The sequence below is a fragment of the Microcystis sp. M44BS1 genome, from assembly GCF_020244875.1.
Lineage (GTDB): Bacteria > Cyanobacteriota > Cyanobacteriia > Cyanobacteriales > Microcystaceae > Microcystis > Microcystis panniformis.
On record NZ_JADBVM010000172.1, the window covers coordinates 1 to 17,392 of the forward strand.

A 17,392-nucleotide genomic window follows, 5' to 3' on the forward strand; every position below is an offset into this window, starting at 1 on the left:
GATTTCGGGGGGAAGGTTCAACAAATCAAAGAAACAAGCGGGAAATCTTTGTAAGAGTTGATAGAAAATACTGTCAGTTTTCACGCAATTAAACTCAAAAAGAGGCCTCTAGTTTAGCAGCAGTTTTTTATTGTGTTCTTCAGTAAGCTCCTGTTTTTGAGCAATTGGGATGACGAAGTAAAAGCTTTTTCGATAACTTGTCCCCAATTAAAAGAAAGCTTGAGAGATTTTCGGGGTTGCCGATTTTTACTTGATGGCTACCGGCAAAAGATAGCCATCGGCAATTGTATCAATTTGTAAAAGATGGTTGACGTTTGTGCCAATCGGTGGCCTGTTCGTAGGCGTGGGCGACATGAAATAATTGATCTTCGCGCAACACATTACCGACTAATTGTAAACCAATCGGCAAACCTTGCCCATCAAAACCGCAGGGAAGACTTAACCCGGGTAAACCGGCTAAATTGACGGGAATAGTCATTAAATCCGATAAATACATACTCAGAGGGTCCGCCGTTTTTTCCCCGGCTTTAAAAGCTGTGGTCGGTGAAGTGGGAGAAACTAACACATCTACCGATTGAAAAGCTCGATCGAAATCCTCTTTGATCAAAGTCCTTACCTTTTGTGCTTTCAGGTAATAAGCATCATAATAACCCGCCGAGAGGGTATAGGTTCCCAACATAATCCGGCGCTTAACCTCCGCACCAAAACCCTGAGCGCGAGTCTTGGTGTACATATCAATCAAACTATCGGCATCTTCCCGAATACCGTATTTAACCCCATCGTAACGGGCTAAATTCGCCGATGCTTCCGAGGGAGCGATAATGTAGTAGGTGGGCAATCCGTAACGGAAACGGGGACAGGAAATCTCTTTAATTGTGGCACCGAGGGCCTTTAACTGCTCTAAAGCTTGATTAACTGCCTCGGCAACCACCTGATCCAAACCTTCCCCGAAAGTTTCCTTAATTACGCCAATTTTTAGCCCTTTTAAACTGGTTTTCAGGAATTGGCTATAGTCGGGAATCGGCAGATTGAGACTGGTAGAATCTTGGGGATCGTAACCTGCGATCGCTTGTAATAAAATCGCCGCATCTTCTACGGTACGACCAAACGGACCAATCTGATCGAGAGAAGAAGCGTAAGCCACCAAACCAAAGCGAGAAACTAAGCCATAGGTCGGTTTTAACCCAACAACGCCACAAAATGAAGCTGGTTGACGAATTGATCCACCCGTATCCGATCCTAGGGCAATCACGCATTCTTGAGCGGCCACAGCCGCAGCTGAACCCCCGGAAGATCCCCCCGGCACCCGGGATAAGTCCCAAGGATTAGCAGTAACGTGATAACCAGAGTTTTCCGTGGAACTACCCATGGCAAACTCGTCTAAATTGGTTTTACCGACGATAACTGCCCCTAAATCTCGTAATTTTTGGGTAACGGTGGACTCGTAGGGGGGGACAAAATTCTCTAAAATCCGAGAAGCGCAGGTGGTGGGGATACCTTTGGTGCAGAGATTATCTTTTAATGCGATGGGAATACCTGCCAAGGGATGCAGAGATTCACCTCTAGCTATTTTCTCGTCCACTTTTTGGGCTTGTGCGAGGGCTAAATCCGGGGTTAAATGGAGAAAGCTTTTTACTTGTGGTTCGATCGCTTCAATACGAGCAAGAAATTCTGTGGCGATTTCGACGGCTGTTTTTTCTTTATTAACGAGTTGTTGATGCAGTTGACGAATCGAAGTCATGTTCAGTTACCGGTTACAATCACCGTCAGGAGCAAGCAACAACCCCGGACAGCAAAGACTATTTTAGCGTTAGTTTGGCTGTCGGTCAGCTAATCCCCTAAAATTAAAGGAAAGCCTCGAAGGAAAACCTACAGTTATGACTTTTAATATCCGACAATTAGATAATTTAGACTACGATGAAGCCGAACCCTTACTAGAAGATTATATTAATGGAGCGATCGAAGAATATATCAATTCGCCCGAGGGAGATGCCTATTATCAAGAAAAACAAGAAGGTTGTGGTTGGATTGCTACCTTTGTCGAGTTGGCCTATCTCTATGAAGGTTATACCCTTGCTACCATGACTAAGGCAGATGTGCAGATCTTAATGGAGAAGATCTTACCACGCAAAATTACTATCCTCGATCCGACGGAAACCGAAGATGCTATCCCTGAATTAATTAGTTTTTGGCAATTTTTGGGACGAGAATATAAATTAACTCAGGCTAAGGCTATTATTAAATATTTAGAGCAATTAGGCGATCGCTTTAGTCAACTGATGAACGATCCCAACAGTGGCGGTTTTATGAAAAATCTCTTGTTACAAGCGCATCAGCAGGGTTTTGATATCACCAGTCAGGAGGGTTTAACAGCTTTTCAAGAAAAATATAATGCTGAACAACGTGCTAAACAGCAAGCGGCAGCAACATCGAAAAAAACGCCCCCAGCTGTTCCTAAATCGGAAAATGTTCCCAAGGCAATGCAGGCCAAATATCAAGAAATTACCGCTATTACCGATAAATTTGCCGCTAAATATCTTAATGAAGAATACGCCCAACTTATTCGCCAATTAACCGCAACTTTAGCTCGTAAGCGTCCCTCTCCCCTAGAAAAAGGTAAAGCCAATTCCTGGGCTGCCGGCATTACTCACGCCCTAGGAATGGTCAATTTTCTCTTCGATCCTAGTCAAAATCCCCACATTTCGGCCACAGAACTTTATCAAGCTTTTGGGGTTGCCCAAAGTACAGGACAAGCTAAATCAAAACAAGTGAGAGATTTACTGAAGATGTCCTATCTTGACTCAGAATGGGCTTTACCAAGCAATTTAGAGAACCATCCTAGCACTACAGTCCGGCAGTTAATCAGTACCATGCTCGGTGATAATTAGGGTTTGCGATAAAAAGTCTGTTGGTGGAGTTAGGCGGCACTCTTGCAGCAGTAGATTCCTGAATAACCCAATCTCGATCGCTCGTGCCGACTAGACTCTAGTTACCTCTCCAGTTAAACTATAGTAGTCAATAGTTATAAAGTTTTAAACGATCACCTATTGTCAGCCTTTTTAACTGGTCACTTTATTACCCACCCATGTTAGACAGTTTCTCCCCCCAAACCTCTAGCGTCGTCCTCGCTTCCGTGGCGGACTATTTCAAAGTCCTGTCGGAAGTCAGTCGCCTACAGATTCTCAGTTGCTTGCAATTAGGCGCGATGAATGGTAAAGAAATCGCTGAAGCTACCGGACTAGGCCAGGCCAATCTCTCCAAACACCTGAAAGCTTTAACCCAAGCGGGAATTATCTCGCGACAACCCCAAGGAGTCAGCGTTTACTATCAAATTACCGACCCCGTCATCTATGATCTCTGTCAGGTGGTTTGCGATCGCATTAGTCAGCAAATGCGTCAACGGGCCCGAGAATTCGAGAGTCTGCCAGCTTTCCATCTCCCTAAATAAAAATCACCAAACCCTTGACATTTTGCCTCAATTATGATAAGGAAAAATTTCCATGCTCCTAGAAGAACTTTGTCAACGCTATCGGGAGGGAGAAAGAGATTTTCGGGGGATTAATTTGCGGGAAGGCGACTTAACGAATATTATCCTCCCGGGAGTCGATTTTTGCCGTGCTGATCTGCGACAGGCCCGGTTAGGAAAAATACGCCTTGCGCGATCGCTGCTGAGGGAAGCGGATTTAAGTGAGGCGATTCTTTGGGGAGCAGATTTAAGTCAAGTGGACTTTTATCGAGCCTGTTTACGCGATGCGGACTTAAGCGGAGCTAATCTGATCAAAGCCAATTTAGAAGCCGCTTATTTAACCAAAGCCGTCTTAAACGGTGTTAATCTCAACAGTGCTAATCTCCAGCAGGCCGTATTAATCGATACGGATTTTCGCTCCACTTCCGACCAACGCACCGACTTAGGCAAAACTAACTTTTGCGGAGCCGATCTCAACTATGCTAATCTGAGCGGTTCCCTGTTATATCGAGCTAATTTGGCTAATTGCCAACTTTGCCGGGTTAATTTTCGTGCTAGTCCCGAAAGAGACGGATTTATCACCGATCTCACCGGGGCCAGTTTCCGGGGTGCGGATCTCAGTTATGCTGATTTGCGCGGGGCAATTTTAGAAGATGTGGACTTAACTGGTGCTGATTTAACCGGGACTTTGTTTTAATCTGGGAAGCTTTTTCAGTAAACAGTAAAAAGTAAACAGTAAACAGTGAAAAGACAGCAGTGTTAATGTCATTTCGTACTCCTCACTTAATACCACTCACTTAAAACTCAAATCTGATAACAAAGGCCGAATCTCAGACCTAATTGGTTAAGCTAAAAGCTTTGATGTGCTTAGTTTCTAACCTTCTTTTTAGGTAGGAGAATTGTCAGATTCTGTCTTTTGCCTCTTGCCTCTTGCCTCTTGCTTTCAGAAGCTGATAACTGCTCACTGATAACTGATAACTGCTCACTGATAACTGATAACTGCTCACTGATAACTGATAATTGAAAGTCGATTTATTTAAAACCGACGGATGCTTGCCAAACAAAGGCCAGCAAGAGGAAAAATAGGGGAATCAGGGGCAAGACATCGACTAAGGGGTCGAAAATTTGGTATGCTTCTGGCAATTTGGCGAACAAAAGTGCAGTTTCCATCTCTCTATCTACCTTGACAAGAAAATTTTCAAACGTTTCCTGAAATTTTATCACGTTGGGGTGACATCTACGGCATCCTCAAGCCAAGGGGCAAAATCTTGGGCAAAAGTCCCCCCTAGGATAGATTGACGAATTTCACGGGTAAATCTGATTAATTCGGCGATATTGTGCAGAGATAAGAGAATATAACCCAACATTTCCCCCGATTTAATTAAATGATTCAGATAGGCACGGCTAAACTGTTGACAGGTGTAACAGGCACAAGTCTCGTCTAAAGGGGCGAAATCCTCCTTAAAACGGGCATTTTTTAGGTTCCAACGCTCTCCCCGCACCAAAGCTGTGCCATGGCGACCAAAACGGGTGGGAATGACGCAATCAAACAGATCTATGCCACTAGCGATCGCCTTGGCCATTTCTCGATAGGTTCCCACTCCCATCAAGTAACGGGGTTTATTTTCGGGGAGTAAAGGGGCAGTTATCTGGACAATGCGATGAATTAGGCTCGTTTCTTCCCCCACACTCACGCCCCCGATAGCATAACCGGGTAAATCGAGTTTTACTAAAGATTGCGCCGCCGCTGCCCGTAAATCCTCATAAATTCCCCCTTGTACTATGGCGAATAAAGCCTGTTCTTGAGGTCGTTGATGGGCCGTCAGACAGCGCTCTAACCAGCGATAGGTGCGTTCTATGGATGCTTTCATGGTCTCATGACTGACTCCCGTGGGGGGACATTCATCGAAGGCCATAATCACATCAGCACCGAGGGCATTTTGAATCTGAATCGATTTTTCCGGCGTGATTTCGATTATTCTACCGTCCCGGGGCGATCGAAAGGTGACTCCCGACTCTTTAATTTGCCGGAGTTGACTAAGGCTAAATACCTGAAATCCACCCGAATCTGTTAATATTGGCTGGTTCCACGCCATAAACTCGTGTAAACCTCCCGCTTTCTCGATAATACTTTCTCCAGGCTGCAGATGCAGGTGATAGGTATTAGCGAGAATCATTTGCGCTCCCGTGCTGGCGATTTGAGCGGGGGTCAAACCTTTCACCGTGGCCAAAGTTCCCACGGGCATAAAACGGGGTGTTTCTACCGGTCCGTGGGGAGTATGCCAAACCCCAACCCGCGCACCAGTTTGGGGACACTGGGCGATTAATTCAAAGGAAAATCCCACTGTTTCAGTTATCAGTTATCAGTTATCAGTTATCAGTTATCAGTTATCAGTTATCAGTTATCAGTTATCAGTTATCAGCTTCTGAAGGCAAGAGGTAAAAGACAGAATCTGGCAATTCTCCTACCTAAAAAGAAGGTTAGAAACTAAGCACATCAAAGCTTTTAGCTTAACCAATTAGGTTTTAGATTCGGCCCTTGTTATTAGTAACCAGTATTTCTGCTCACTGCCTAAAAAGGGCAATCGTTGTCGTCTTCGTCTTCAAACTGCACATCCCACTTAGCAGAAAGTACCTGAGTAACCATGGCTTCGAGGGTATCAGCATTGAGACGGGCTTTCATATCGGGGTCTTGCAGTGGATTACTCAGGGGAATCAGCCGTAATTGCCGATTGTCTTGGATCAGATCAAAATAGGTTTCACCGTCAGGAGAGCGGGTTAAACGCAGATAATCGAAGCTATAGGTATTGAGATAAAGACTGTAGTTAGCAACTAGGGTGCTTTGCTGATAATCGGCGAAAACTTCCACTATCCACCCCTCCCCTTCACTCTGAATCACTCCTTCGAGACTATGGATGTAGCGAACTCGTCCGAGATCATCGAGGAGACGACGCATATCTTCTTTAGCGATGACCACGCCAGAATCAATAATACAGGGGGCGGGCAGGGGCTGTGAGGGTGGATGATAGTTCATAGGGATTGCCAGTAAAAAAATTTCCGTTAATAACCCACCGGGGGGTTTCTACCGATTCCTGTTGCAATTTTCTTCGGGTTACGTCTCGATCTTAACCCAATCCGCTAGAACTTTTCATTGTTATTTAATATTAATAACGACGATCGATGATTAATTTCCGCTTACTAAATATTTACAAAAATCTGGGTAGACAGAGCCTACCCAATCATAACTATTTACTGGGAGGGTTGGAAGCAGAAGGACTGCGATCGATCACTTGATCGATTAAACCATAGTCTAGAGCCTCTTCGGCGGACATAAAGAAATCCCTTTCCGTATCCTCGGCGATGAGGTCGAGAGGTTTACCGGTATGACTAGCTAGGTGTTGATTGAGTAATTGTTTGAGATAGAGAATTTCTTTGGCCTGAATTTCGATATCGGTGGCCTGACCTTGGGCGCCGCCGAGGGGTTGGTGAATCATGATCCGCGAGTTGGGTAGGCTCATTCTTTTGCCCGGTTTGCCGGCGCTGAGGAGAAAAGCCCCCATACTGGCAGCCAAACCAATACAAATGGTGCTGACATCGGGACGGATTTGATTCATGGTGTCAAAAATCCCTAATCCGGCCGAAACGGAACCCCCGGGGGAGTTGATATACAAGTAAATGTCTTTTTCGGGGTCTTCTGCTTCTAGAAATAGTAATTGGGCGACAATTAGGTTAGCCAGGTCGCTGGTTACTTCTTGTCCCAAAAAGACGATTCTTTCCCGGAGTAGTCGGGAATAGATATCGAAGGCGCGTTCGCCCCGGCCTGTGGTTTCAATAACGGTAGGAATCATTGCGCTTTCTTGTCTTGCTGCTGCGGTTGGTTTTTTGATTTTGACATACTCCCACCGTCAAGCTACGCTGTGACGGGGGATTCTTGACCTATCACTATCGGAAATTCCTTGTTCAACGAGACAACTTAGATTCTCAATGTCTCCACTGAAAACCCAGAGGTCGGACTCTCCCAAGGCGTTTGGGTCGGTTTCTGTTTGCCCAACAGTACCGTTGAGATGATTTCCCAAATATTTCAACCCTTTTTTAAGAATATTTATTGCTGCATTATGATCCCTATCTAAGACTGTTTGACAATTAGGACATTGATGAGTTCTAGTGCTTAAGGTTTTTTGAACTCTCGTCCCACAAACTGAACAATCTTGAGAAGTGAAATGCGGTGGTACAGCAACACAAACAATCTGATAAATCTTGGCAAAAAATTCAAACCATTCGGTGAATTGATACCAAGAAGCATCAGAAATCGACTTGGCAAGTTTACGGTTTTTGACTAAGTTTCTTACCTTTAAAGCTTCATAGACGACCAGATCATTAGATTGGACTAACGCCAAAGCGTCTTTAATTGCTTTGTCTTTACGTTGTCTTGACACTTTAAGATGAAGTTTAGCTACTTTTATCCGTTGCTTGTGATAGTTTTTAGACTGTTTCTTTCCTTGACGAAATCGTTTTGATAATCTCCTTTGTGCTTTTTTAAGTCGTTTTTCTGACTTGCTTAAATAACGGGGATTTTCTACAGTATTGCCTTGAGCGTCGGTATAAAACTCTTTTAACCCCAAGTCAATTCCTGTTATTTGTCCCGTCGGTTTATGGTATTCTTGCCGTTCTACGTCAATCAGAAACTGGCAATAATAACCATCAGCACGTCTAACAACTCTTACCCGTCTAATCTGTTGCTCTGAATAATAAACTAAGGTTTTCTGACTACACCATAAATCAAATTCTCCTGCTTTAAAGCCATCAGTAAATCTGATTTTACGTCGATCATCTGATAGTTTGTAGCCTGTTAGTTTATATTCAACCGAACGGCTATGCTTTTTGAACCGAGGAAAACCCTTTTTTCCCGGTATCTTAGCATGACAATTCTGATAAAACCTAGTAATTGATTGCCAGGCTCTATCAGCAGCCGATTGACGAGCTTGAGAGTTTAATTTATTAACCCAAGGTGTCTCTTTATTGTTAGCTAGTACCGAGCAAAGTTTTTGGAGATCATTGCGGGTTGTACCCTTATGATCCATCCAATAACGAACACAAGAGTTACGTACAAACTGAGAAGTTCTAATAGCTTCATCAAGCCGGTGATATTGCTCTAGTGTCCCGTTTTTTAGCTTTGCTTCTACGACTAGCATCTAACAATTCTCGACCATTGGTTAAGTAGATTATAACACAGTTTGTCCACAGATGGTGGAATTAAACCGATGCTCCGTTGCTAATATTCTGGTCGGATTTCATCCCCCGCTAATTTTTGTGAGTATCTTATCGAAAAATGTAGCGGGGGTATTCATCCGATATTTTAGGTAACTTGGGGAATGGGAAGTGGGGAAGTGGGGAATTTCAACTAAAACCCCAAAACCCTAAAACCCCAAAACCTAACACCTAACCCCCAACAGCTAACGGCTAAAAATAATCTTCTCGATGGCATCTAGGGCGGTTTCTAGGTCATCGTTGACGATTTGATAGGGGAACTCCCCGCTGGCGGCCAATTCTTCTCGGGCGCGTTCTAAACGACGGGCGATCGCTGTTTCGGCATCTTTGCCCCGGTCGCGCAAACGACGTTCTAATTCCTCGAAACTGGGGGGTAGGATAAAGATTCTCCTCGCTTCGGGGAAGCTTTTACACACCTGTCTGGCCCCCTCTAATTCGATTTCTAGAATTACGGTCTGGCCTGTTGCTAATTGAGCGGCGATCGCTGATTGGGGAGTTCCATAATAATTGCCCGCGTATTCGGCCGATTCGAGAAATTCTCCAGCTGCCATTTTCTCCTCGAAACTGGGACGGTCGAGAAAGTAGTAATCTTTCCCCTCAATTTCACCCGGTCGAGGTGGGCGCGTAGTAGCGGATACGGACAGGTAGAGGTTAGGGAAACGAGTTAGTAAATGCCGGACTAGCGTACCCTTGCCCACACCGCTAGGGCCAGTAATGACGATTAATTGACCGGGTTGCATGGGGTTAATAACTTAGTTGCTACTATTAACAGGGGCTTCTTTGTTGACCACGAAACGGTGAGCCACGGTTTCTGGTTGAATGGCCGACAGCACCACATGACTAGAATCGGTGATGATCACCGCACGAGTCCGTCTTCCGTAGGTAGCATCGATTAAACAGCCTTTATCCCGAGCATCACTGATGATGCGTTTGATAGGAGCCGATTCTGGGCTAACGATGGCGATAACCCGATTAGCGGAAACAATATTACCGAAGCCGATGTTGATCAGTTGTATATCCATAAGTTAACAAAGGTGCAGCCCTTTGTACAAAAGAGTGTGGAGGTATGATTACAATGTTATCGGGAAAGATTTAGCCTTACAACGCTAAAAATAACATTCTTAATCACATTTTAGTATTTTTTCAGGTTTTTTGCGATTTTAATTAAATTTGTTTACACAAGTCTCTATCTTAGGGAATAAAAAGGCAAAAGTCGGGAAAATTAGGGAATTTTGGGGGAGTGGGGTGATGGGGTGATGGGGAAGTGGGGTATAGGGTGTGGGGTGTGACCCCCCCAACCCCCCCGACATCGGGGGGGGCAGGGGGGGTGTGGGGTGTAGGGTGATGGGAGCTTTTTTCAGTGTTGCCAAAGGCACGGCGTAGCCGTCCAGTAAACAGTAAACAGTAATCAGTGAACTGAAAACTCACATCTGATAACTGATCAGTGATCAGTGATAACTGATCACTGTTAAGAATGTCCCCAGCAATGGCATGATAATTATGGTAACTAATAAGTATTCTCTATCCTTGGTGGGTGCGTTAGACTATGGGTTTTGCTGATCTATCGATCGCTGATATTGCGGCAGAGTACGATCTGGCCGATGAATCTGTGTTGTCACTTTGCGACCAATTAGGCATCTCCTATAAAGATCGGCAGACTAATCTCGCCCTAGAAGATGCTAAAGCAATTATCTCACTGATTTTATCCCAACGCTCAGGAGTAACCGCCTCGAAAACGGAAACGTCCCCTTGACTTTATTCCCCACTGCGATCTTCTCGGTGTCCGTGATCACTTAGAATCGATCGACACCCTCCCAGAGGAGAAAATTTTTTAGTCACCTTAAAATTCCCTTTCTTGGAACAATTGCGAGTAGGAGAACAATGATCAAACGTTTGATTGTGGCAGCGATCGCTGTAGTCTTTTTTGTATTACAATTCAATCTTAACGGCGCTAGTGCCTTAGAACTCGATCAAGAAACCCTCACCATCACCCTCAATGACGTAGGGGAATCGGTGACTTTGACTTCTGAACAAGCGACGGAAGGACAGAAACTTTTTGTCGCCAATTGTACTAAGTGTCACCTGCAAGGTAAAACCAAAACTAATAATAATGTCAGTTTGGGTCTGGGTGATCTAGCAAAAGCGGAACCTCCCAGAGATAATCTGTTAGCATTGATTGATTATCTAGAACATCCCACCAGTTACGATGGTGAAGATGATCTAAGCGAATTTCATCCCAATGTTAGCCGTCCCGATATCTTCCCAGAATTACGCAATCTGACCGAAGATGATGTGTATAACGTCGCCGCTTATATGTTGGTTGCTCCCCGTCTAGACGAGCGTTGGGGTGGTACAATTTACTTCTAAATTGCCCTCCATATATCCCTCAATCCCTCTAGATTTCTAGGGGGATTTTTGATTAGACAGCAAATAGTTGTAAAAATTCTTTGAGTTCATTTAATACCTCATGCTCAAAGTTCCAAATATGACGTTTGTTTTTCATAACATAATCAAATCCATTCATACTGCATTTCCTGCCAGCTTGTTTTTTGTCTTCTGTGGAACAGGTATCAAATCGTAAATAGTTACTAATCCAAAACTTATCAAAATCTTTGTCTTTAATCGATTTTTCTTGCTTGTTTAAACAATTTCTCCAGTCTTCTAAACAATCCGCATAGGTGGAATCTTGACTTTTAATCTTCTTGAGAACTGTTTCTAGTTTTCCTTGTCCGTCCACATTGGTAAAATAACAAGCAAATTCTGTGATTTGATCTTCTATTGTTGTCAATCTATAAAGCTGACTGGTTTCCCTAATATCTTCCGCTTCTGGATACACATTTTTTAGACAATCGTTAAGCCAATTTAGTCGCTCTGTCTTAGTGTCAGAATCTTGATCGATAATAATACCAACTTTAGGGATAGCTTTTTTACGAATAGTCGCCTTAATTTCCTCGAAAGTGCTGGTTAATTTAGCTTGATCTAAACCCTGTAAACATTTATAGTCATCTTCCTCAAAGCAAATCGGTTTATCTAACTGAATTTTGGTAAAATTTAAGTATTGCACTAGGGCTTCGATAAAAATTTTATCATTCTTGCTCTCGACGATTAATAAGTTACTCACCTCTCACCTCATTGCCATGTTTTAAGGCGTACTCTAAAGTGCTTAATTGTCTTTTAATACCAATAATTTTATCAGTTCTGGGACTCCTTGCTAGTTCAAAATAGGCCCCCTGTTCTGGATAATATTCTAACCCCACATCCGCAAAAGCTTGGATCATCTCTAAACTATGGGTTGTGGCAAAAATTTGGCTATCTAGTTCGATAGCTAATCGGAATAGCAGTTTCCAAAATTCTCTTTGATTAGTGTAATGTATGCCGTTTTCAATTTCATCAATTAATAAAATAGAACTTTCCTTTAATTTCAGTATTATCTGAACTAGGCGATTGATAGCATCTCCAAATAGTGATATTGGTAAACGAGTTTCTCCTTTTCTCGTCAGATATAAACTAGGTGAACCAAGATAAAAACTCTCAACATTTTCAATACATGGATCGAGAATGCGAATAGAATTTAGCACTTCATTTTTTTTGCCTTGAAAAACAATAAGTTCATAATCTTCGACTAGATCAGCATTAATTTCTCCCATTAATGTTGTGATTATTGGCATATTTTTGGCACTTTCTGAGCTATAGTCGGATGGTTTTATGTATTGTCCATTCAAGCTAATATTTAAATAATTTTTGGGTGTGGCAATTATAATAAATTCCTCACTATTTCCCGAGAATTTATCGATGATATTAAATCGCAAAGTAGGTATTATACCTTTGGGAAAATATGATTCTCCTTCTATAAAATCCCGTAACCAATCTAATCCACCAGCTATTTTGGTGCTTCTTGATAACTCTTCTGAAATGTTTTCAGAGAATATAATTCTATTTTCCGTTTCCTGTTTATTCTCATTTTGGGTTTTAATCAACATTTCTTGCGGCTGATTTTGCCTAAAAAATAAATTTTCAAAAGTCTGTTTTGGTAATGCCTGATGAATTCTTGTTGCCTCTCTTCTCAAGTATCTTAAAAATAAAATATTCTCAGGCTTGTCAGCAACAATTAAAGCCTCTAATAGGGCAGTTTTCCCTGAATTGTTTTTACCGCCAATTAAATTAACTCGCTCAAAGCCTTCAATTTTGGTATGCTCAAAACATCTAAAATTACTAATTTCAATATCCTTAATCATGTTGACCTCCGGGCTGAATAAGCATAAATTTAGGGTTAGGAATGAAGCTGGCAAGATGGGGATTTTTTTACTTAATTCTAGACGAGAATCGCCTCCAACTCTCAAAAAGGTGACTATCCCCCACCGAAACTGCCGCCCTAAGAGATAATAGAGACAGGGATTTATTTACATTTCTTCATCATGGCGAGAGACTTACGAGGATTTATTAAGCTTTTAGAAGATCGTGGCCAATTACGCCGCATTAGTGCATCGGTCTCTGCCGATTTAGAAATTGCCGAGATCGCTAATCGGATGCTACAAGTGGGGGGACCGGCCCTACTGTTTGAAAACGTGCAAGGGGCCGAGTTTCCCGTCGCTATTAACCTGATGGGAACGGTAGAACGCATCTGTTGGGCGATGAACCTGAATAAACCCGAAGAATTGGAAGATTTAGGCAAAAAACTCGCCCTGTTGCAACAACCGAAACCGCCGAAAAAACTCTCCCAAGCGATCGATTTTGGTAAAGTTTTATTTGATGTCCTGAAAGCCAAACCCAACCGTAACTTTTTTCCTGCCTGTCAACAGGTGATTTTAGAAGGGGATGAAGTAGATTTAAAGAAAATTCCGATGATTCGCCCCTATCCGGGCGATGCAGGCCAGATTATCACCCTAGGGCTAGTAATTACTAAAGATTGCGAAACGGGAACCCCTAACGTCGGTGTCTATCGCTTACAGCTACAGTCTCACAATACCATGACCGTCCACTGGTTATCCGTGCGCGGTGGGGCGCGTCACCTGCGAAAAGCGGCACAAATGGGCAAAAAATTAGAAATAGCCATCGCTTTAGGGGTCGATCCTCTGATTATCATGGCTGCTGCCACTCCTATCCCCGTAGATCTCTCAGAATGGCTGTTTGCGGGATTGTACGGCGGTTCCGGGGTACAGTTAGCCAAGTGTAAAACCCTCGCTTTGGAAGTGCCGGCCGACTCAGAAATCGTCCTCGAAGGAACAATTACTCCCGGAGAGGTATTGCCAGATGGACCCTTTGGTGATCACATGGGTTACTATGGCGGTGTGGAAGATTCACCCCTGATTCATTTCCACTGCATGACCCATCGTCGCGACCCCATTTATTTAACCACTTTTAGCGGTCGTCCTCCCAAGGAAGAAGCGATGATGGCTATCGCTCTTAATCGTATTTATACGCCGATTTTACGGCAACAGGTGTCGGAAATCAGGGATTTTTTCCTGCCGATGGAAGCTTTAAGCTATAAAGCGGCGATTATCTCCATTGATAAGGCCTATCCCGGACAAGCGCGACGAGCGGCCTTAGCTTTTTGGAGTGCCTTACCCCAGTTCACCTATACTAAATTTGTCATCGTCGTCGATAAGGAGATTAATATTCGCGACCCCCGGCAAGTGGTTTGGGCAATTAGTTCTAAAGTGGATCCGGTTCGCGATGTGTTTATTCTCCCGGAAACCCCCTTTGATAGCCTCGATTTTGCCAGCGAAAAGGTCGGTTTGGGGGGGAGAATGGGAATTGATGCCACGACAAAAATGTATCCCGAAACTGACCACGAATGGGGGGAACCTTTGGAGTCGGATCCGGCCATGGCGGTCAAGGTTTCCCAACGCTGGTCAGAATACGGTTTAATCGATATTAATTTACAAGAAGTGGATGCCAATAAGTTTGGCTACGAAATGTAGATTTAAGTAGGTGGGTGGAATTAAATATAAGATGAACGTAGGTTGGGTTGAAGCATGAAACCCAACGCCTGCATGGGTTACGCTACCGCTAACCCATCCTACAAATAATTTTGCCTCCCTACTTAGTGATTAGTTTTTCGACTTAGTAAGCGTCCTGTAGTTCGTAGAATTCGGGAGAAACGTAGTCTTTGCGTAGAGGCCAACCGACCCAATCTTCCGGCATTAAAATCCGTTTCAGGTGGGGATGTCCTTCATAAATAATGCCGAACATATCATAACTTTCTCGTTCTTGCCAGTCAGCCGCTTTCCAAATCCAGTAAACCGAAGCAACCTGGGGATTATCTCGAGGAAGAAAGACTTTTAAGCGCACTTCCACGGGACTATCGACATTATCGGTTACTTTGACCAGATGATAGAAACTAACCAATTCTTTCCCTGGTCCCAAATCGTAAGCACCCTGACATTGGAGATAATTAAAACCATAAGCGTATAAAGCAGTGGCCAGAGGAATTAAAAAGTCTGGTTCTACTTTAATCAATTCCACACCACTATGGTCAGCTTCTAAAGCTTGATGCTCAAAACCATTTTCGCTTAACCAAATCGAAGTGGGGCCAGCTTGCACAATAGCTGTCGTTTCTTCAGTCATTTAGATTTCTTCCTTTTGTTTCGTGGTCAAAAGAGCGGGGGGAACAGGCATACCAGTGGCTTCTAGTAACTCTTTCGGGGGTGCTTGACGGGTGGCCGATTGCAGATATTTACCCGTAAGAATCGGTTCCGTGGGCTGCATTTTGTGGGTGGTGCTGTAATAACGATTGGTTTGCTGGAGGACAGTCCCGCGTTCTTGAATAGATTCGTTAGCGACTTTTTTCCGCAGTTTAATAATCGCGTCGATAATCGCTTCCGGACGGGGGGGACAACCGGGTATATAGACATCCACGGGGATAAGTTTATCTACCCCTCTAACTGCGGTGGTGGAGTCACTGCTGAACATTCCCCCCGTAATCGTACAGGCACCCATGGCGATCACATATTTAGGTTCTGGCATTTCTTCATACAGACGCACCAAAGCGGGGGCCATTTTCATGGTGATTGTACCAGCAGTGATGATTAAATCGGCTTGCCGGGGACTAGAACGGGGAACTAAACCAAAGCGATCAAAATCAAAACGGGAACCAATCAAGGCCGCGAACTCGATAAAACAGCAAGCTGTACCGTATAGCATCGGCCAAAGACTTGACAAACGCGCCCAGTTATACAGGTCATCAACGGTGGTAAGGATGACATTTTCCGATAAATCCTGGGTAACTTTGGTGCGTTCGATGGGATTGAGGATTTTTTCGCTTTGTTGTTCGATAATTTGCTTAAATTCGCTGGTAGGGTTGGGACTCATCCGGTTATCCTCTCATGAAAAGTCAAAAATAAGGAAAATTATGGCCGTTATGACCATTCTAAGGCTCCTTTCCGCCAAGCATAGACGAGAGCAACCACAAGGATAGCAATAAAGATCAATGCTTCTACAAAAGCTAATAGGCCCAATTGATTGAAAGCTACTGCCCAAGGGTAGAGAAAGACGGTTTCCACGTCAAAAACCACGAAAACGAGGGCAAACATATAATAACGAATGTTAAACTGAATCCAAGCACCGCCGATCGGTTCCATCCCCGATTCATAGGTGGTGCGTCTTTCCGGACCGCCACCACTAGGCCGCAGGACTTTGGAGGCCGTTAGGGATAGGATTGGTACTAAACTGCAAGCGAGCAGAAATCCTAGAAAATACTCGTAACCTTTGAGGACAAACACTGGGTTTTTTTTCTCCTTATTCGCTATCGACAGGGGAAGTTGTCGGCATCTCTATGGGTACTTATTATAGAGGCTTTAGCAACCCGTCTCCTTCTCAAAAGCAGCATTGAAGATGTTTATCGATACCATTAGCTAATCGTCGGGTCAAACTTCGCTTCTGTCCGTGCTTTGCTCTTAACTCTGACGGGGTGACAAGGAAATGACCGTAATGGACTGCTGACTATCCAGATTACTCGTTAAGACTGCATGGGAGTGCCAGAGTTGCCAGTCCGAGCATTTGTACTAAAATTTCCGATAGGCAGTCTAAATTAGGAGAAATGCTGTCAGACCCACTATACTTTGTTAATGCACCCGCTCAGAAAAGCGATCGCTTTATTTTGGCTCCGGGAAATGGACTTGCGATCAAGTATATCAGGATGGATATTTTTTTACCGTTGAAAAGGGTTAATTAGATTTAATTTACTAAGCCAATTAAAATCATCAATTTTGTTTCAGTGATCTTAACCAAGTTTCTGACATAACTATCTCCTCAAAGTTGAGTAGCTTGTTTATGAAGCCAACTTTTCAGACTTTTATACGCTGATAACCACATTTGGTTCACTGCTGGAATAACCCATAGTTATAAAATTTTGACTAGGTTTTTCTACTATATTAATCCATTTTCTCACCTCTGGAAAATTTTGAACTCTCGAATAGAGACGATTATGACGTTTTAAAGCAGTTGTCAAACTGTGACCCGGATTAGTTATAGTATGTCCGGGGTTATTGGAATCAGTTTTCCATTCTTGACTGGATACCGAAGCTAAGATCATAGATTTCAGAAAACATTCGATCGTAATACCTCCAAAGTGCATAGCAGCTATTTTCCTATTAGATTTACAAAGTATTTCTGTATCTTGATGACGTTGTAAAAAAGCTGATTGGTAATCTTCCATCC

21 protein-coding genes are annotated in these 17,392 nt (G+C 43.5%); 6 read left to right on the top strand and 15 right to left on the bottom strand.

Annotated elements, in window-relative coordinates; translation table 11 throughout:
* Positions 1–84, bottom strand: an 84-nt coding sequence (locus tag IM515_RS13825; protein ID WP_287629637.1) for a DUF2887 domain-containing protein, incomplete at its 3' end; no start/stop codon positions are given.
* 205 nt (positions 85–289) lie between these two features.
* Entirely contained in the window at positions 290–1,741 is a 1,452-nt protein-coding gene (gene gatA, locus IM515_RS13830) for an Asp-tRNA(Asn)/Glu-tRNA(Gln) amidotransferase subunit GatA (RefSeq protein ID WP_185238415.1), read from the bottom strand.
* 136 nt (positions 1,742–1,877) lie between these two features.
* Between gatA and IM515_RS13835 the strand changes: the two genes are divergently transcribed.
* From IM515_RS13835 to hetL, 3 genes are all read left to right on the top strand, one after another.
* A complete protein-coding gene (locus IM515_RS13835; RefSeq protein ID WP_287629621.1) occupies positions 1,878–2,888 on the top strand; it encodes a DUF6398 domain-containing protein in 1,011 nt (336 codons plus the stop codon).
* 197 nt (positions 2,889–3,085) lie between these two features.
* Positions 3,086–3,448: an ArsR/SmtB family transcription factor gene (locus IM515_RS13840; protein ID WP_002738764.1), complete on the top strand. Its 363-nt coding sequence runs from the start codon at positions 3,086–3,088 to the stop codon at positions 3,446–3,448.
* Positions 3,449–3,500: 52 nt separating this feature from the next.
* Positions 3,501–4,163, top strand: a complete 663-nt coding sequence (gene hetL, locus IM515_RS13845; protein ID WP_287629622.1) for a heterocyst differentiation pentapeptide repeat protein HetL — start codon at positions 3,501–3,503, stop codon at positions 4,161–4,163.
* A 335-nt stretch (positions 4,164–4,498) separates the two neighbouring features.
* Here the strand turns inward: hetL and IM515_RS13850 are convergent, their stop codons facing one another.
* From IM515_RS13850 to remA, 7 genes are all read right to left on the bottom strand, one after another.
* Entirely contained in the window at positions 4,499–4,636 is a 138-nt protein-coding gene (locus tag IM515_RS13850) for a photosystem II reaction center protein K (protein ID WP_002739211.1), read from the bottom strand.
* A 50-nt stretch (positions 4,637–4,686) separates the two neighbouring features.
* On the bottom strand, positions 4,687–5,811 hold the full coding sequence (tgt, locus tag IM515_RS13855) for a tRNA guanosine(34) transglycosylase Tgt (RefSeq protein ID WP_287629624.1): 1,125 nt from the start codon (positions 5,809–5,811) through the stop codon (positions 4,687–4,689).
* A 227-nt stretch (positions 5,812–6,038) separates the two neighbouring features.
* Complete coding sequence (locus tag IM515_RS13860; RefSeq protein ID WP_045360129.1) at positions 6,039–6,500, bottom strand: hypothetical protein; 462 nt, start codon at positions 6,498–6,500, stop codon at positions 6,039–6,041.
* A gap of 211 nt (positions 6,501–6,711) precedes the next feature.
* Positions 6,712–7,353 (bottom strand): ATP-dependent Clp endopeptidase proteolytic subunit ClpP, encoded by a 642-nt coding sequence (gene clpP, locus IM515_RS13865; RefSeq protein WP_223212985.1) that lies wholly within the window; start codon positions 7,351–7,353, stop codon positions 6,712–6,714.
* An 18-nt stretch (positions 7,354–7,371) separates the two neighbouring features.
* On the bottom strand, positions 7,372–8,658 hold the full coding sequence (locus IM515_RS13870) for an RNA-guided endonuclease InsQ/TnpB family protein (RefSeq protein WP_287633240.1): 1,287 nt from the start codon (positions 8,656–8,658) through the stop codon (positions 7,372–7,374).
* A gap of 261 nt (positions 8,659–8,919) precedes the next feature.
* Positions 8,920–9,474, bottom strand: coding sequence for a guanylate kinase (gene gmk, locus IM515_RS13875; protein ID WP_287629625.1), 555 nt, complete (start codon positions 9,472–9,474; stop codon positions 8,920–8,922).
* Between the two features lie 12 nt (positions 9,475–9,486).
* Positions 9,487–9,756: an extracellular matrix/biofilm regulator RemA gene (gene remA, locus IM515_RS13880; protein ID WP_002737924.1), complete on the bottom strand. Its 270-nt coding sequence runs from the start codon at positions 9,754–9,756 to the stop codon at positions 9,487–9,489.
* A 524-nt stretch (positions 9,757–10,280) separates the two neighbouring features.
* On the opposite strand from remA, the gene IM515_RS13885 reads away from it, so the two are divergent.
* Together IM515_RS13885 and psbV are read left to right on the top strand one after the other, a co-directional pair.
* Positions 10,281–10,487 (top strand): hypothetical protein, encoded by a 207-nt coding sequence (locus IM515_RS13885; protein ID WP_002735525.1) that lies wholly within the window; start codon positions 10,281–10,283, stop codon positions 10,485–10,487.
* A 128-nt stretch (positions 10,488–10,615) separates the two neighbouring features.
* Positions 10,616–11,101 (top strand): photosystem II cytochrome c-550, encoded by a 486-nt coding sequence (psbV, locus tag IM515_RS13890; RefSeq protein WP_287629626.1) that lies wholly within the window; start codon positions 10,616–10,618, stop codon positions 11,099–11,101.
* A 52-nt stretch (positions 11,102–11,153) separates the two neighbouring features.
* Here the strand turns inward: psbV and IM515_RS13895 are convergent, their stop codons facing one another.
* Positions 11,154–11,855 (bottom strand): DUF3226 domain-containing protein, encoded by a 702-nt coding sequence (locus IM515_RS13895; RefSeq protein ID WP_287629627.1) that lies wholly within the window; start codon positions 11,853–11,855, stop codon positions 11,154–11,156.
* Entirely contained in the window at positions 11,848–12,969 is a 1,122-nt protein-coding gene (locus tag IM515_RS13900) for an AAA family ATPase (RefSeq protein WP_287629628.1), read from the bottom strand. The genes IM515_RS13895 and IM515_RS13900 overlap by 8 nt, the downstream gene beginning before the upstream one ends.
* Positions 12,970–13,149: 180 nt before the next feature.
* On the opposite strand from IM515_RS13900, the gene IM515_RS13905 reads away from it, so the two are divergent.
* Positions 13,150–14,655: a UbiD family decarboxylase gene (locus IM515_RS13905; protein WP_287629629.1), complete on the top strand. Its 1,506-nt coding sequence runs from the start codon at positions 13,150–13,152 to the stop codon at positions 14,653–14,655.
* 142 nt (positions 14,656–14,797) lie between these two features.
* Here IM515_RS13905 and IM515_RS13910 read toward each other — a convergent pair whose 3' ends face one another.
* The 4 genes from IM515_RS13910 to IM515_RS13925 all read right to left on the bottom strand — a co-directional run bounded on the left by IM515_RS13910 (position 14,798) and on the right by IM515_RS13925 (position 17,390).
* Positions 14,798–15,301, bottom strand: a complete 504-nt coding sequence (locus IM515_RS13910; protein WP_002769165.1) for an NAD(P)H-quinone oxidoreductase subunit J — start codon at positions 15,299–15,301, stop codon at positions 14,798–14,800.
* Positions 15,302–16,045: a photosynthetic/respiratory NAD(P)H-quinone oxidoreductase subunit K gene (gene ndhK / locus IM515_RS13915; protein ID WP_002769162.1), complete on the bottom strand. Its 744-nt coding sequence runs from the start codon at positions 16,043–16,045 to the stop codon at positions 15,302–15,304.
* Between the two features lie 47 nt (positions 16,046–16,092).
* Positions 16,093–16,455: a photosynthetic/respiratory NAD(P)H-quinone oxidoreductase subunit C gene (ndhC, locus tag IM515_RS13920; RefSeq protein WP_002739390.1), complete on the bottom strand. Its 363-nt coding sequence runs from the start codon at positions 16,453–16,455 to the stop codon at positions 16,093–16,095.
* Positions 16,456–17,027: 572 nt separating this feature from the next.
* Positions 17,028–17,390 (bottom strand): hypothetical protein, encoded by a 363-nt coding sequence (locus IM515_RS13925; protein ID WP_287633238.1) that lies wholly within the window; start codon positions 17,388–17,390, stop codon positions 17,028–17,030.
* Positions 17,391–17,392 lie beyond the last annotated feature (2 nt).

Coding starts and splice junctions, on each gene's coding strand:
- gatA (WP_185238415.1), bottom strand. CDS start 1,741: ATGACTTCGATTCGTCAACTGCATCAACAACTCGTTAATAAAGAAAAA.
- IM515_RS13835 (WP_287629621.1), top strand. CDS start 1,878: ATGACTTTTAATATCCGACAATTAGATAATTTAGACTACGATGAAGCC.
- IM515_RS13840 (WP_002738764.1), top strand. CDS start 3,086: ATGTTAGACAGTTTCTCCCCCCAAACCTCTAGCGTCGTCCTCGCTTCC.
- hetL (WP_287629622.1), top strand. CDS start 3,501: ATGCTCCTAGAAGAACTTTGTCAACGCTATCGGGAGGGAGAAAGAGAT.
- IM515_RS13850 (WP_002739211.1), bottom strand. CDS start 4,636: ATGGAAACTGCACTTTTGTTCGCCAAATTGCCAGAAGCATACCAAATT.
- IM515_RS13860 (WP_045360129.1), bottom strand. CDS start 6,500: ATGAACTATCATCCACCCTCACAGCCCCTGCCCGCCCCCTGTATTATT.
- IM515_RS13870 (WP_287633240.1), bottom strand. CDS start 8,658: ATGCTAGTCGTAGAAGCAAAGCTAAAAAACGGGACACTAGAGCAATAT.
- gmk (WP_287629625.1), bottom strand. CDS start 9,474: ATGCAACCCGGTCAATTAATCGTCATTACTGGCCCTAGCGGTGTGGGC.
- remA (WP_002737924.1), bottom strand. CDS start 9,756: ATGGATATACAACTGATCAACATCGGCTTCGGTAATATTGTTTCCGCT.
- IM515_RS13885 (WP_002735525.1), top strand. CDS start 10,281: ATGGGTTTTGCTGATCTATCGATCGCTGATATTGCGGCAGAGTACGAT.
- psbV (WP_287629626.1), top strand. CDS start 10,616: ATGATCAAACGTTTGATTGTGGCAGCGATCGCTGTAGTCTTTTTTGTA.
- IM515_RS13900 (WP_287629628.1), bottom strand. CDS start 12,969: ATGATTAAGGATATTGAAATTAGTAATTTTAGATGTTTTGAGCATACC.
- IM515_RS13905 (WP_287629629.1), top strand. CDS start 13,150: ATGGCGAGAGACTTACGAGGATTTATTAAGCTTTTAGAAGATCGTGGC.
- IM515_RS13910 (WP_002769165.1), bottom strand. CDS start 15,301: ATGACTGAAGAAACGACAGCTATTGTGCAAGCTGGCCCCACTTCGATT.
- ndhK (WP_002769162.1), bottom strand. CDS start 16,045: ATGAGTCCCAACCCTACCAGCGAATTTAAGCAAATTATCGAACAACAA.
- IM515_RS13925 (WP_287633238.1), bottom strand. CDS start 17,390: ATGGAAGATTACCAATCAGCTTTTTTACAACGTCATCAAGATACAGAA.